The sequence below is a fragment of the Xanthomonas campestris pv. campestris str. ATCC 33913 genome (genome assembly GCF_000007145.1).
Classification (GTDB): domain Bacteria; phylum Pseudomonadota; class Gammaproteobacteria; order Xanthomonadales; family Xanthomonadaceae; genus Xanthomonas; species Xanthomonas campestris.
This window is the reverse complement of record NC_003902.1, coordinates 3,624,783-3,638,715: the sequence shown is the minus strand read 5'-3', so window position 1 is coordinate 3,638,715 and position 13,933 is coordinate 3,624,783. Positions and strand designations below refer to the sequence as shown.

11 protein-coding genes, 1 pseudogene and 1 riboswitch are annotated in these 13,933 nt (G+C 66.6%); of the genes and pseudogenes, 10 read left to right on the top strand and 2 right to left on the bottom strand.

Going from position 1 to position 13,933, the window contains the following annotated elements:
- Positions 1-91 precede the first annotated feature (91 nt).
- Both XCC_RS15940 and XCC_RS15935 read right to left on the bottom strand, forming a co-directional pair.
- The gene (locus XCC_RS15940) at positions 92-799 is read right to left on the bottom strand and encodes a glutathione S-transferase (protein WP_012437628.1); all 708 of its coding nucleotides are present in this window, start codon (positions 797-799) and stop codon (positions 92-94) included.
- A gap of 43 nt (positions 800-842) precedes the next feature.
- Positions 843-1,151 (bottom strand): GIY-YIG nuclease family protein, encoded by a 309-nt coding sequence (locus XCC_RS15935; protein WP_011038187.1) that lies wholly within the window; start codon positions 1,149-1,151, stop codon positions 843-845.
- Between the two features lie 283 nt (positions 1,152-1,434).
- Here XCC_RS15935 and XCC_RS22275 point away from each other — a divergent pair.
- The 10 genes and pseudogenes from XCC_RS22275 to cbiB form a co-directional block, all read left to right on the top strand.
- Positions 1,435-1,737 (top strand): annotated as a pseudogene (locus tag XCC_RS22275) (ABC transporter ATP-binding protein); the annotation flags it as partial.
- 153 nt (positions 1,738-1,890) lie between these two features.
- Positions 1,891-4,476, top strand: coding sequence for an ATP-dependent chaperone ClpB (clpB, locus tag XCC_RS15925; RefSeq protein WP_011038185.1), 2,586 nt, complete (start codon positions 1,891-1,893; stop codon positions 4,474-4,476).
- A 130-nt stretch (positions 4,477-4,606) separates the two neighbouring features.
- Positions 4,607-5,500 (top strand): DUF6624 domain-containing protein, encoded by an 894-nt coding sequence (locus tag XCC_RS15920; RefSeq protein ID WP_011038184.1) that lies wholly within the window; start codon positions 4,607-4,609, stop codon positions 5,498-5,500.
- A 182-nt stretch (positions 5,501-5,682) separates the two neighbouring features.
- Positions 5,683-6,969, top strand: coding sequence for an O-acetylhomoserine aminocarboxypropyltransferase/cysteine synthase family protein (locus XCC_RS15915; RefSeq protein WP_011038183.1), 1,287 nt, complete (start codon positions 5,683-5,685; stop codon positions 6,967-6,969).
- Between the two features lie 556 nt (positions 6,970-7,525).
- Positions 7,526-7,748, top strand: a riboswitch (cobalamin riboswitch).
- A 115-nt stretch (positions 7,749-7,863) separates the two neighbouring features.
- Positions 7,864-9,741, top strand: coding sequence for a TonB-dependent vitamin B12 receptor (gene btuB, locus XCC_RS15910; protein ID WP_043877881.1), 1,878 nt, complete (start codon positions 7,864-7,866; stop codon positions 9,739-9,741).
- Positions 9,742-9,863: 122 nt separating this feature from the next.
- Positions 9,864-10,457 (top strand): hypothetical protein, encoded by a 594-nt coding sequence (locus XCC_RS15905; RefSeq protein WP_011038181.1) that lies wholly within the window; start codon positions 9,864-9,866, stop codon positions 10,455-10,457.
- A gap of 89 nt (positions 10,458-10,546) precedes the next feature.
- Complete coding sequence (locus XCC_RS15900) at positions 10,547-11,068, top strand: hypothetical protein (protein WP_228442165.1); 522 nt, start codon at positions 10,547-10,549, stop codon at positions 11,066-11,068.
- Positions 11,065-11,676 carry a cob(I)yrinic acid a,c-diamide adenosyltransferase gene (gene cobO / locus XCC_RS15895; RefSeq protein ID WP_011038179.1) on the top strand — a complete coding sequence of 204 codons (612 nt, stop codon included), beginning with the start codon at positions 11,065-11,067 and terminating at the stop codon, positions 11,674-11,676. The genes XCC_RS15900 and cobO overlap by 4 nt, the downstream gene beginning before the upstream one ends.
- Before the next feature lie 2 nt (positions 11,677-11,678).
- A complete protein-coding gene (locus XCC_RS15890) occupies positions 11,679-12,977 on the top strand; it encodes a cobyrinate a,c-diamide synthase (RefSeq protein ID WP_011038178.1) in 1,299 nt (432 codons plus the stop codon).
- Positions 12,978-12,999: 22 nt separating this feature from the next.
- Positions 13,000-13,911, top strand: coding sequence for an adenosylcobinamide-phosphate synthase CbiB (cbiB, locus tag XCC_RS15885; protein WP_011038177.1), 912 nt, complete (start codon positions 13,000-13,002; stop codon positions 13,909-13,911).
- Positions 13,912-13,933 lie beyond the last annotated feature (22 nt).

Below are 13,933 nucleotides of genomic sequence, written 5' to 3'. Positions count from 1 at the left end.
GACCGGTGGCGTGCTGGCCTGCTTCAGTGCGCCTCTGTGCTGTGCACACAGCGACGCACACGCGCAACGCGGCGCGATCGCCGCGACAGCATCACGCCGCATCCAACTCCGGGTAATGCCGGAAGATGCCGTTGGTGTTGAAGGCGACGCGGCGTTCCGAGGCCAGATACGCGGCAATGCGCGGCCGTTGCGCAACGCGCTGCTGCAGTGCCTTCAAGCCCGTAATATCGGTGGCGAGTGTCGCCATCCGCTTGGGGAACATGTATTCCAGGCCGCTGACCAGCTGGAACAACGATAGATCCACATACGAGTGCTCGCGCAGGATGTGGTTGCCGCCGGCGTGTTGCAACACCTGCTCGAAGTAGCCCAGGAACTTCGGCAGCCGATTTTCGCGCAGGTCCTTGGCGCGTTGCCTGGCGGCGTCCTTCTGGTCTTCGTAATACTGCATGCTGGCGATCGGATGGTGCGTGTCGTGCACCTCGGCCACCAGGTCGGCGATGGTCATCTGCAATTGCAGCGCCTGCAGGCGGCGGGCTTCTGATTCCGGCACCAGCTGCAGCTGCGGGCCGAGGAAATGCAAAATCGCCGCCACCTGTGCCACCACCGTGCGGCCGGCCTTGAGGAAGGGCGGTGCAAACGGGCGCGCGCCGTCTGCGCTGCCGTCCAGGAATGTGTTCATGACCTCGTCGCCTTCCACGCGGGCCACATCGGTGTAGTCGGCACCGGCGTCTTCCAGGGCCAGGCGGACAAATTCGCCGCGGCCCTGCAGGCCGGTCCAATAATAGAGCTGGTAATGCATGCGCTGCTCCAGGAGAAGGCAGGGCAGGCTAGGCAATCAACGGCTAGGCGGGCGTGAGCGGCGTGTCGTCGGGCCGTGACTCGGCAGGCAGCAGGCCCTGTGCCTGCAACCAGGCCAGCTTGCGTGCGCGCGGCTGCTGCTTGAGCAACCACTCCGCGCGTGAAGCGGTGGCCCGGTCCGGATAGGGATGGCTGGCCAGCACCTGCAGTGGCGGGTTCGCACGTGTGTAGCGGGCGCCGGTGCCACGCAGATGCGCCTGGAAGCGCCGCTCCAGATCGTTGGTGATCCCGGCGTAGTAGCTGCCATTGCGACAGAGCAGCAGATAGAGGTGCCAGGGCTTGGGTGCATCCATCGGCGCATTATCGCCGCTTCGTGCGCGCTGCACAGCCGCGCGCGCATTGCGTGCGCCGGCTGCAACACAGACGGTTGCGTGCGTGAGCGAATAACCACCAAGCCATTGGTTATTTGACGCCTGTGGTGGTGGCAAACAGCATGCAGGCATCGCGCTGCGCGGCCGAGTCGGCTTGCGCGCCATCGCTGCCGCCATGCCTGGCATGGCGCATCCACAAGGAACTGCATGTCCGTGCGCTACCGGTCCCCGGCCGACTCCACTGCTGCCTCCAGCGTGTTCCCGGCAGCAGCTGATCGCGCAGCTCTGGCGGCAGCATGGCTTCACCCTGGTGCTGGTGACCCACGACGTGGCCGAGGCCAGCGCACTGGCTGACCGCATCGTGGTGATCGAGCACGGCCAGGTCGGTCTGGAGGTGGCGGTGCCCGCGCCACATCCGCGCCTGCCCGGTACGCCAGCGATAGCGGCGATCCAGGCACAGGTGTTGTCGCGTCTGCTGGGGCCGCCGTCGCCCGGTGCCGCGGCGGCGGCAGAGGCGCAACCTGGCGCTGCCGCGCAGGTCGGTAAACCGTTGCGGCGGTTCGCCTAGCGGCCCTCTGCAGACCCACGCCAGGCCAACAGCGGCGGCGTCACCGCCCGCTGCCAGGGGCGTGGACACAGCGCCCAGCCTTGAAACGCCGCCCGCCAGCCGCATCTGCACGGTATCGCCGGAAACGCCGGCCACCAGTTCAGAGGATTTCTCATGCGGATGGACAAGCTCACCTCGCGGTTCCAGCAGGCGCTGGCCGACGCGCAATCGCTGGCCGTGGGCCGCGACCACAACATCATCGAACCCGTGCACGTGCTGGCCGCCTTGCTCGACCAGAGCGGCGGCAGCACGCGCCCGCTGCTGTCGCAGTCCGGCGTCAACGTGCCGGCACTGCGCGAGCGCCTGGGCGAAGCGCTGGACACCCTGCCCAAGGTGTCCGGGCAGGAAGGCAACCTGTCGATCGGCAACGATCTCAATCGCCTGCTCAACCAGACCGACAAGCTCGCCCAGCAACATGGCGATGCCTTCATCGCCAGCGAGTGGTTCGTGCTGGCCGCTGCCGACGATGCCAGCCCGCTGGGCGTGGCCTTGCGCGCGGCCGGTGGCGACAAGAAGAAGATCGAAGCGGCCATCGATAAATTGCGCGGTGGCGAAACGGTGCAATCGGAAAATGCCGAGGAGCAGCGCCAGGCGCTGGAGAAGTACACCATCGACCTGACCGCGCGCGCGGAGAGCGGCAAGCTCGATCCGGTGATCGGCCGCGACGAAGAAATCCGCCGCACCATCCAGGTGTTGCAGCGACGCACCAAAAACAACCCGGTGCTGATCGGCGAACCGGGCGTGGGCAAGACCGCCATTGTCGAAGGCCTGGCGCAACGCATCATCAACGGCGAGGTGCCCGAAGGCCTGCGCGGCAAGCGCGTGCTGTCGCTGGACATGGGCGCGCTGATTGCCGGTGCCAAATTCCGCGGCGAATTCGAAGAACGCCTGAAGGCGGTGCTCAGCGACCTGTCCAAGAACGAAGGCCAGATCATCCTGTTCATCGATGAGCTGCACACCATGGTCGGCGCCGGCAAGGCCGATGGCGCGATGGATGCCGGCAACATGCTCAAGCCGGCGCTGGCGCGCGGCGAGCTGCATTGCATCGGCGCCACCACGCTGGACGAATACCGCAAGTACATCGAAAAAGACGCTGCGCTGGAGCGCCGTTTCCAGAAAGTTTTCGTGGGCGAGCCGACGGTGGAAGACACCATCGCCATCCTGCGCGGCTTGAAGGAGCGCTACGCGGTGCATCACGGCGTGGAGATCACCGACCCGGCGATCGTGGCCGCGGCCACCTTGTCCAACCGCTACATCACCGACCGTCAGTTGCCGGACAAGGCCATCGACCTGATGGACGAAGCCGCATCGCGCATCCGCATGGAGATCGATTCCAAGCCTGAAGAGCTCGACCGCCTGGAGCGCCGCCTGATCCAGCTCAAGATCCAGCGCGAGATGCTCAAGAAGGAAAAGGACGAGGCCTCGCGGCAACGTCTGGCCGATCTGGAAAGCGACATCGACAAGCTCGAGCGCGAATTCTCCGACCTCAACGAAGTGTGGAAGTCGGAGAAGGCCGCGCTGCAGGGCACCACCAAGATCAAGGAGCAGATCGAGCACGCCAAGCTGGAGCTGGAAGCGGCGCAGCGGCGCCAGGACTACGCCAAGATGAGCGAGATCCAGTACGGCGTATTGCCGCAGCTGGAAAAGCAGATGCTGCTGGCCAACGAAGTGGAGCATCACGACTTCAAGCTGGTGCAGGACCGCGTGACCGCCGAAGAAATCGCCGAGGTGGTGTCGCGTTGGACCGGTATCCCGGTCAACAAGATGCTCGAAGGCGAGCGCGACAAACTGCTGCGCATGGAAGACGAACTGCACCGCCGCGTGGTGGGGCAGGAAGAGGCGATCAAGGTGGTGTCCGATGCGGTGCGCCGCTCGCGTGCCGGCCTGTCCGATCCCAATCGTCCGAGCGGTTCGTTCCTGTTCCTGGGCCCGACCGGCGTGGGCAAGACCGAGCTGTGCAAGGCGTTGGCGGATTTCCTGTTCGACAGCACCGAGGCCATGATCCGCATCGACATGAGCGAGTTCATGGAGAAGCATTCGGTCTCGCGCCTGATCGGTGCGCCTCCGGGCTATGTGGGCTACGAGGAGGGCGGTTACCTCACCGAGGCGGTGCGGCGGCGCCCGTATTCGCTGATCCTGCTCGACGAAGTGGAGAAGGCGCACGCCGATGTCTTCAACATCCTGTTGCAGGTGCTCGACGATGGCCGCCTCACCGACGGCCAGGGACGTACCGTGGACTTCCGCAATACCGTCATCGTGATGACCTCCAACCTGGGCTCGCACCAGATCCAGGAGTTGTCCGGCGACGGCAGCGCCGAGGCCTACACGCAGATGAAGGCGGCGGTGATGGGCGTGGTGCAGGCGCACTTCCGCCCAGAATTCATCAACCGGCTCGACGACATCGTGGTGTTCCATCCGCTGGACAAGGCGCAGATCAAGTCGATCGCGCGCATCCAGTTGCAGGGCCTGGAAAAGCGCCTGGCCGAACGCGGCCTCAAGCTGGACCTGGACGACCCGGCGCTGGAATTGCTGGGCAATGTCGGCTTCGACCCGGTGTATGGCGCGCGCCCGCTGAAGCGTGCGATCCAGTCGCAGGTGGAAAACCCGCTGGCCCAGCAGATTCTCTCCGGCCAGTACACCAGCGGCGACACCGTGCGTGTACGCACCGAAGGTGGACATCTGGCGTTTACCAAGGGCTGATCCTGAGGTTCACGCAGTCACGATCGCCCCGCTGATGCGGGGCGATGTGTTTGGCGGAGGATCATTGGTAGCGGTGGGTGCGCGCCGCATCGGCACGGCGCTATGATCGTGGCAGGCACTCAGGCAAGGAATGCAGATGCGCATCTGTCATCTGCTTTTTGGCTTCTGCATGTCGATCACGTTGGCAGTTGCGGCTCACGCGGACGCACAGCCCGATTTCAAGGCAGCTGTCGATGCGTATCAGGCGCAAGACTACGCGCGCTGCGCGGAGATCCTGGGTGCGCTGCAAGGTGCCGTCATTCCGTTTCCCAGCAATGGCGAGCTTCTGTATGCCGAATGCCTGGCGGCGGCCGGGCAGACCGATCAAGCATTACGGTATCTCGATAATGAAATGCCGAGCAGATGTATTGCGGTGGAGGATCTGCGCAGCAAGGATCGTCCTGGGCTCAATCGGCTGCGCACGACGGCTGGATGGCCCGCGTTGCTAGCGAAAGCGGAGCATCTCAGTGCGCAGCAGACTGCAGCAGTGGATCAGCCATTGCGCAACGAGCTGCTGGCACGGGTTGAACAGGATCAAAGAGTCCGCCATGCCGCGATTGCTGTCGGCGGCAAGCCGGAAGACTGGGTACGTACCGCGCCAGTCGATCGCGACAATACGGCTTGGTTGAAGCAGGTGATTGCTCGCAAGGGCTGGCCAGGTCGTTCGCTGGTTGGTGAGGACGGCGCCAATGCTGCATGGACGCTGGTTCAGCATGCCGACGCGGACCTCGCCTTTCAGGAGCAGGCATTGAAGCTGATGGAGGCTGCGCTCACCAGACGCGATGTGGCGCCTAGCGAGGTCGCGCTGCTGACAGACCGCGTGTTGGTTGGACAGAATAGGCCGCAGCGCTACGGCACGCAGTTCAGGGCAGAGGCCGATGGCAGCATGGCGTTGCGGCCCACCGAAGATATCGCGGGACTGGAGGGCGCGGCGTCGCGCCGTTGGGTTGCCGCCCATGGCCGAGTACAGACAAACCTTGCGTGAGGGGTATCGCGTGCCGGTGCGTTGATGGCATGCGTGCACGCGGTTGTATCCTGTTCGAACTTGGTGCGACTTCGATTCTGCGTTAGCGAACCTGCGCGCTGGCAATCTGCTCATAGCCGGTCGTCATGAGGCAGGCGCGGCAGGCCGGGTATCGTTGGGCCTCCTCCTGAGCGAGCCGCGCCATGACCGATCCGCAGTGGAAGCCTGAAACCATCGCCGTGCACGGTGGCTACCGTCCTGATCCCACCACCCGCGCGGTGGCGGTGCCGATCTATCAGACCGTGGCGTATGCCTTCGACGACACCCAGCATGGCGCGGATCTGTTCGACCTGAAAGTGCAGGGCAACATCTACAGCCGCATCATGAATCCCACCAACGACGTGCTGGAACAGCGCGTGGCTGCGCTGGAAGGCGGCATCGGTGCGCTGGCACTGGCGTCGGGGCAGGCGGCGGTGACCTATGCGATCCAGACCATTGCCGAGGCTGGCGACAACATCGTCTCCTCCAGCGCGTTGTATGGCGGCACCTACAATCTGTTCGCGCACACGCTGCCGCAGTTCGGTATCACCACGCGCTTTGCCGATTACCGCGATCCGCAGGCGTTTGCCGGCTTGATCGACGAGCGCACCAAGGCGGTGTTCGTCGAGTCGATCGGCAACCCGCGCGGCAACATCACCGACATCGAAGCGGTGGCGGCAGTGGCGCATGCGCACGGTGTGCCGCTGATCGTGGACAACACCGTCGCCACGCCGTCGCTGCTGCGCCCGATCGACTTCGGCGCGGATATCGTGGTGCATTCGCTGACCAAATACCTGGGCGGGCACGGCAACAGCATCGGCGGTGCGATCGTGGACAGCGGGCGCTTCCCGTGGGCGGCGCACAAGGCGCGCTTTGCGTGTCTCAACGAGCCGGACGTGAGTTACCACGGCGTGGTCTATACCGAAGCCCTGGGCGAGGCCGCCTATATCGGTCGTGCGCGCGTGGTGCCGCTGCGCAATACCGGTGCGGCGTTGTCGCCGTTCAATGCATTCCTCATTTTGCAAGGCATCGAGACCCTGCCGCTGCGCATGGAGCGCATCAATGCCAACACGTTGGCGATTGCCCGGTATCTGCAGGAACACGCGCGCGTGGCCTGGGTCAATTACGCCGCATTGCTGGATCACCCCGAGCATGCGTTGGCGCAGAAGTATCTGGGCGGGCATGGCTCGGGCGTGTTGACCTTCGGACTGCCGGGTGGACGCGCGGCGGGTGCGCGGTTTCTGGATGCACTGCAGCTGTTCACACGGTTGGTCAACATTGGCGACGCCAAATCGCTGGCCACGCATCCGGCCTCCACCACGCACCGTCAGCTCGGCCCGGCCGAACTGGAGCATGCCGGCGTCAGCGAGGACACCGTGCGGTTGTCGATTGGGATCGAGCACATCGATGATCTGCTGGCGGATCTGGAGCAGGCGCTGCAGGGCGCGTGATGCTTTTTTAGCCCATCTCCTGTCGGGGCGCGGAGCGGGGTTGGGGGTGAGGCCTAGCGAAGCACGATGCCTGCCGGGACTGGCTTCGGTAATGGGCGCCAGCGCGGCCGGGGATCGGCTCTTCGGCTCGGTCAGACATCCTGTCTGACTCGCCGCGCGGCACATCCGTGTGCCGCTCTCCGCCAATCCCCGGCCACGCTGCCGCCTCGGCACGTTGCGTCCATGACCTGGAAATCTTGAACAAGCCAAGATGCGTGCTTGAGCCCCCTCTCCTCGGCAACGGCTAGCCCCTCTCCCGCTGGGAGAGGGGTTGGGGTGAGGGTACGGGGCAAAGCCCACTCCTATGTGCGAGATGAAGCTCAGTCGCGGACGTGCTGGCAACCCCGGCATGCGGCTCCATACATGGTATGCGGCTTCGCCCCGTACCCTCATCCGCCCCTTCGGGGCACCTTCTCCCGGTGGGAGAAGGAATCGGCAATTCACCGCCCCGGCGCGAGGCGTCGCGCTGCGCTTGGCCGGTTGCCGGAGACTGCCGAGGCGCCCCAGCCAATCCTGCTACCATGCGCGCCCCTGAGGTGACTGCCGGAATTCCGGTGGTTTAAACGGGAATCCGGTGCGCGCATCGCCTTGGCGAGACGCAAGTCCGGAGCTGCCCCCGCAACGGTGGGCGAGGTCAGGTGCCGCAACAGGCCACTGTGCACACGCATGGGAAGGCGCGGTACCGGAAGCGCAGGCTTCCACTCGCGAGCCCGGAGACCGGCCTGAGGGATTGACCCGGCACGCGGTGGGCGTGGCCTTGTGCGTCTGGTGCTTGCGCGCCGGACGCCTGGCCCGTGCTGCCTGCCGCCCCCATTGCCCCCGCGCGGGTTGGCGCGGTTCCTGGAGCAGCAGTTGATGTCCCTTTCTTCCGTTTCGCCGTGCCGTGCCGTGCTGGCCGTGTGCCTGTCGATGTGCGTGGCCGCGCTGGCCCAGGCCGAGGCCGCTGTCGATCTCGACCAGGTGGTGGTCACCGCGACGCGCACCGCGCAGACCCAGGACCAGACCCTGGCGCCGGTGACGGTGATCGACCGTGCGCAGATCGAGCGCCGCCAGATCAATTCGCTGCAGGACCTGTTGCGCGGCGAAGCCGGCGTGTCGCTGGCCAATAACGGCGGCCCCGGCAAGCAGACCTCGTTGTTCCTGCGCGGCACCGAGGCCGACCACCTGGTGGTGCTGGTGGACGGCGTGCGTGTCGGCTCGGCCACCGCCGGCGGCGCGGCGTTGCAGGACATCCCGTTCGAGCAGATCGAACGGATCGAGATCGTGCGTGGCCCGTTCTCCAGCCTGTACGGCTCCGAGGCACTTGGCGGCGTCATCCAGCTGTTTACCCGGCGCCCGGAAGGCCGCTTCGTGCCGACCTTCGGCGCTGCTGCTGGCAGCGACAACGCGCGCCGCTACAGCGCCGGCGTGGCCGGGCGCAGCGATGGCGATCTGGGCGAGCGCGGCGGTTGGTATTCGGTCAACGCGGTGCACGACGAGACCGACGGCATCAACGCCTATCTGGACACCCGCTCCAGCAGCTACGACCCGGACCGCGACGGCTACCGCAACGATTCGTTGAATGTGCAGGGCGGTTGGCGCTTCAACCGCCAGTGGGATGCCGACGTGCACGCCTTGCGCGCGCAGAGCCGCAACGAATACGACGGCTCGGCCTTTGGCGGCAACCTGTCCAAGGGTGTGCAGCAAGCCGTGGGCGGCCGCGTGCGGTATGCGCCGACCGACGCGTTCAAGCTCACTGCCAGCCTCGGGAGCAGCGTGGATTTTAGCGATGCGTATTTTGACGGCACCTACGTGTCCACCTACGACACGCGGCGCAAGCAGGGTTCGTTGCAGGCCGATGTGGATGCCGGCCCGGGCTTGCTGACGGTGGGGTTTGACTGGCAGCGCGATGCGATTGCCAGCAGCGACACCTACGATGCCGACAGCCGCATTGACCGCGCCGCATTCGCGCAGTGGCAGCAGAGCTTCGGCACGCAGTCGCTGCAGGCCAGCTTGCGTCGCAACGACAACAGCCAGTTCGGTGGCAAAACCACCGGCAGCCTGCTGTGGGGCTGGGATATTGCCGCGCATCTGCGTGTGACCGCCAGCTATGGCACCGCGTTCAAGGCGCCCACGTTCAACGAGTTGTATTACCCGGACTACGGCAATCCGCTGCTGGGGCCGGAAACCTCCAGGAGCGCCGAGCTGGGCCTGCGTGGCAACTACGACTGGGGCACCTGGACGCTGAGCGCGTTCCAGACCCGCATCGATGATCTGATTGCCTACGACGCCGGGCTGGTGGATGCCACGCATCCGTTCGGCCAGCCAAACAATATCGACCAGGCGCGCATCCGCGGCGTGGAAGCCGGCTACGACACCGAACTGGCCGGCTGGACCGTGCGTAGCGCGCTGACCTGGCTGGACCCGCGTGCCGATGGCGACGTCAACCATGGCAACTGGCTGCCGCGGCGTGCACGCCAGAGCGGGCGCATCGATGCGGACCGCAGCTTCGGCGCGTACGGCGTGGGCGCCAGCCTGTTCGGCGCCGGCAAGCGCTACGACGACCTGGCCAACAGCGACCGCCTGGCCGGTTACGGCCTGCTCGATCTGCGCGTGAGCTATGCGGTGAACGCAGACTGGAAGGTGTCGCTGAGCGCCAACAACGTGTTCGACCGCCAGTACGAAACCGCGCGCTGGTACAACCAGCCGGGGCGCGCCTACCTGCTGACGTTGCGTTATCACCCGGCGCAGTGACCCTGCGCCGTACAGCGTGCAGGTGGGCCACGGCGGCAACCGGAATTGCCACGCACGCGGCGATTCCGGCGCTCGCGTCGCCGCCACCTGCAGTTGATGTCACGCCCCGAAGGAGATTGCCGATGCTGCCGCTATCCCGTCCTGCCGAACGCGCGGTGTTCATTGCCGCGCTGCTGGTGATGACCGCTACGCGCTTTCACCACACCAGCGATTGGCTGCATCTGCCGGATGCGTCCATGGCGCTGTTCTTTCTCGGTGGCCTGGCGCTGCGGCGACATCGGTATTTCATCGGACTGCTGCTGATGTCGGTGCTGATCGATTGGGCGGCGGTGACGCTGGCCGGTGTCAGTGACTTCTGCATCACCGCGGCCTACGCCGCGTTGCCGTTCGCCTATGGCGTGCTGTGGTACGCCGGCAGTGCGTTGCACGCGCGCGTGGGCCGCAGTGCAGTGGCCCTGGGCGGTGTGTGGTGCGTGGGCGTGCTGGCTGCGGCCGTGTCGTTTCTGATCTCCAATGCAGCGTTCTACTGGTGGGGCGGGCGTTATGCCGATCCGCATTGGGGCCAGTATCTGGCGCGTGCCTGGCAGTGGGGGCCGCTGTTCGTGCGCACCACTGCACTGTATCTGGCGGTGGCGCTGCCAGCGGGGTGGTGCGTGTTGCGCTGGCGTACCACGCGACGCAGTGCGGCCAGTGCATCTGCGCTGGAGCCGTCGTGAGCGCGGTGCGCTTGCCCTGGCGCGGCAGTGACGGGCTCACTGTGCACGGTGCCGCGGCCTGGGCCGGCGGCCTACTGTTGGCCGCGTTGATGGTATGCACGCGCGGCCAGCATGTGGCCAGTCTGGATGGCTTGCCGAGCGCGTCCTGGGCGGTGTTCTTCCTGGCCGGCGCCTTATTGCGGCCGGTGTGGATGCTGCCGCTGTTGTTCGGGCTGGCCTCGGCGCTGGACCTGGCCGGCATGGCCGCCGGCAGCCTCTCCGATTGGTGCGTGTCGCCGGCGTATTGGGTCTTGGCGCTGGCCTACGCGGCGTTGTGGTGTGGCGGCCGCGTGTATGCGATGCGGCTGCACCGTGGTGGATGGCGCGATCTGCCGCGCCTGTTGCTGGCGCTGGTGCTCAGTGGCAGCGTGGCCTATCTGTTATCGAAGGGCGGGTTCTATGTCTTTTCCGGGCGCTACCCGCAGGCCTCGCTGGCAGGGTTCATTGCGCGGGTGCCGCAGTATTACCCGCCGGCGCTCGGTGGCCTGGCCGCTTATGTGGGCGCCGTGCTGGCCGTACGTGCAAGCGTGCATGCTGCGATACCGCGTTCCACCCTTGGAGTTGGCACATGAGTACACCCGAGCACGACGACGCGCATTACCGCGAACGCGCGCAACGCAAGAAGGAACTGGTGGACCGGCGCATCGCACGTGCGGTGATCGATCGCGGCGTGTTGCTGGTCAATACCGGTAACGGCAAGGGCAAGAGTTCGTCCGGCTTCGGCATGCTGGCGCGCTCGCTGGGCCACGGGCTGTATTGCGGCGTGGTGCAGTTCATCAAGGGCACATTTTCTACTGGCGAAGAAGCGTTTTTCCGACGCTTTCCGGATCTGCTCGACTATCACGTGATGGGCGAAGGGTTTACCTGGGAAACCCAGGACCGCGAACGCGACATCGTCGCTGCACAGGCGGCCTGGCAGCTGGCGCGCGGCATGCTGGCCGACCCGCGCTACGACTTCGTGCTGTTGGACGAGCTCAACATCGCGCTGGTTAAGGAGTACGTTGCGCTGGAGGAGGTGCTGGCGGCAGTCGCTGCACGGCCGCCACGCCAGCACGTGGTGATCACCGGGCGCGGCGCGCCGGCCGGCCTGATCGAGGCGGCCGATACGGTCACCGAAATGCGCCTGATCAAGCACGCCTTCAACGCCGGCATCAAGGCACAGCTCGGCGTCGAGCTATAGCCGTGACACTGCCCGCGTACTGCCCCGCGTTACTGGTGTCTGCGCCTGCCTCCGGGCAGGGCAAGACCAGCGTGACTGCTGCGTTGGCGCGCTGGCATACGCGGCAGGGGCGGCGCGTGCGGGTGTTCAAGACCGGGCCGGATTTTCTCGACCCACTGCTGCTCGAACGCGCCAGCGGCGCGCCGGTGTTTCAGCTGGATCTGTGGATGACCGGCGAGGCGGACATCCGTCAGCGCCTGCATGCCGCCGCGTGCGACGCCGACCTGCTGTTGATCGAAGGCGTGATGGGGCTGTTCGATGGCGCGCCCTCCAGCGCCGATCTGGCCGTGCACTTCGGCATTCCGGTGCTGGCGGTGATCGATGGCGCCGCCATGGCGCAAACCTTCGGCGCGTTGGCGCTTGGGCTGGCCCGCTATCGCGACGATCTGCCGCTGTATGGCGTGGCCGCCAATCGCATCGGCAGCGCGCATCACGCCCGCCTGCTGCGCGACAGCGTGCCGCCTCCGCTGCAGTGGCTGGGTGCATTGCCGCGTGCGCCGGCGTTGCAGTTGCCGGAGCGGCACCTGGGCCTGGTGGCCGCTGCCGAAGTGGCCGACCTGGAGCAGCGCCTGGACGCGCTGGCCGATGCCTGGGCCGCGCATGCGTCCACCGCGTTGCCGCCACCACTGCAGTTCGCGCCGCCGGACGCTCACGCAGCGATTGCACCCGTGCTGCAGGGCGTGCGCATTGCCATCGCCCGCGATGCGGCGTTCTGCTTTGTGTATCCGGCCAATCTGGAACTGCTGGCGGCAGCCGGCGCGCACCTGCAGTTCTTTTCGCCGATCGCCGGTGATGCGCTGCCGGACTGCGATGCGGTGTGGTTGCCGGGCGGGTACCCGGAACTGCATCTGCAGGCCTTGTCGCAGCGGCGCGATCTGGCTGTGGCATTGCGTGCGCACTGCGCACAAGGCAAGCCGCTGCTGGCCGAATGCGGCGGCATGCTGTTCCTGCTGGAAGCATTGACCGGCAAGGACGGCGTCAGCGCATCGATGGCGGGCCTGCTGCCCGGCACGGCCGCGTTGCAGGCACGCTCGGTGGCGCTGGGCTTGCAGGAGGTCGCATTGCCGGAAGGCACGCTGCGTGGGCATACCTTCCACTACGCACGCGCCAGCATCGCGCTCAGCCCCTTGGTGCATGCGCGCAATCCCAACACCGGGCCCAGTGCCGAGCCGGTGTACCGGCAATGGCGGATGACGGCGAGCTTCGTGCATTTCTATTTCCCGTCCAATCCGGGCGCAGCCATGGCGTTGTTTCTGCCATGACGCGCTGTTACGCCATCGCATCATGCTGCTGCTGATCGCCACCGCCGCGGTGTTGCTGGATCTGCTGCTGGGCGAACCCGCGCGCGCGCATCCGCTGGTGCTGTTCGGCGGCTGGGCGCAGCGCATCGAAGCGCGGCTGCACCGCGACATGCGCGCAGCCGGTGTGCTGGCCTGGTGCGTGGCGGTGCTGCCGTGGGCCGCCGTGGCCGCGCTGGTGCAACTCGCGCTGTGGTGGTGGTCGGCCTGGGCCGGCGCGGCATTCGCGGCGGTGGCGCTGTATCTGGCACTCGGCCTGCGTAGCCTGGGCGAACATGCGGTGCCGGTGGCACAGGCGTTGCGCGCGGGCGACCTGCCTGCGGCGCGCGCGGCAGTGGGGCGCATCGTCAGCCGCGACACTGCTACCCTCGATGAGGCGCAAGTGGCCGCAGCCGCCACCGAATCGGTGCTGGAAAATGGCAGCGACGCGGTGTTTGCCGCGTTGTTCTGGGGCGTGCTGCTAGGCGCGCCGGGTGCGGTGCTGTATCGCCTGTCCAACACCCTGGATGCGATGTGGGGCTATCGCACGCCGCGCTATCAGCGCTTCGGCTGGGCGGCCGCGCGCATGGATGATGCGCTCAACTGGCTGCCGGCGCGCATGACCGCGCTCACCTACGCCGTGCTCGGGCAGACCCGTGCCGGTGTGCGTTGCGCGTGGCGGCAAGGGCGCGGCTGGAAGAGCCCCAACGCCGGCCCGGTGATGGCGGCCGGCGCCGGTGCGCTGCAGGTGCAACTGGGTGGCCCGGCGCCGTACCACGGGCAGTGGCAACACCGCCCGTCCCTGGGCGAGGGCGCTGCCGCCGATGCAGGCAGCGTGTTGCGTGCACTCTGGCTGGTCCGCGCTGGTGTGGCGCTGTGGCTGTTGCTGGCGGGCCTGGCAACGGCGGTGCTGCGATGACCGCGTATTTCCAACGCGGTGT

What these genes read in the sequence shown, in the direction of transcription:
- XCC_RS15940 (WP_012437628.1), bottom strand. Translation starts at nt 799, where the DNA reads ATGCATTACCAGCTCTATTATTGGACCGGCCTGCAGGGCCGCGGCGAA.
- XCC_RS15935 (WP_011038187.1), bottom strand. Translation starts at nt 1,151, where the DNA reads ATGGATGCACCCAAGCCCTGGCACCTCTATCTGCTGCTCTGTCGCAAT.
- clpB (WP_011038185.1), top strand. Translation starts at nt 1,891, where the DNA reads ATGCGGATGGACAAGCTCACCTCGCGGTTCCAGCAGGCGCTGGCCGAC.
- XCC_RS15920 (WP_011038184.1), top strand. Translation starts at nt 4,607, where the DNA reads ATGCAGATGCGCATCTGTCATCTGCTTTTTGGCTTCTGCATGTCGATC.
- XCC_RS15915 (WP_011038183.1), top strand. Translation starts at nt 5,683, where the DNA reads ATGACCGATCCGCAGTGGAAGCCTGAAACCATCGCCGTGCACGGTGGC.
- btuB (WP_043877881.1), top strand. Translation starts at nt 7,864, where the DNA reads ATGTCCCTTTCTTCCGTTTCGCCGTGCCGTGCCGTGCTGGCCGTGTGC.
- XCC_RS15905 (WP_011038181.1), top strand. Translation starts at nt 9,864, where the DNA reads ATGCTGCCGCTATCCCGTCCTGCCGAACGCGCGGTGTTCATTGCCGCG.
- XCC_RS15900 (WP_228442165.1), top strand. Translation starts at nt 10,547, where the DNA reads ATGGTATGCACGCGCGGCCAGCATGTGGCCAGTCTGGATGGCTTGCCG.
- cobO (WP_011038179.1), top strand. Translation starts at nt 11,065, where the DNA reads ATGAGTACACCCGAGCACGACGACGCGCATTACCGCGAACGCGCGCAA.
- cbiB (WP_011038177.1), top strand. Translation starts at nt 13,000, where the DNA reads ATGCTGCTGCTGATCGCCACCGCCGCGGTGTTGCTGGATCTGCTGCTG.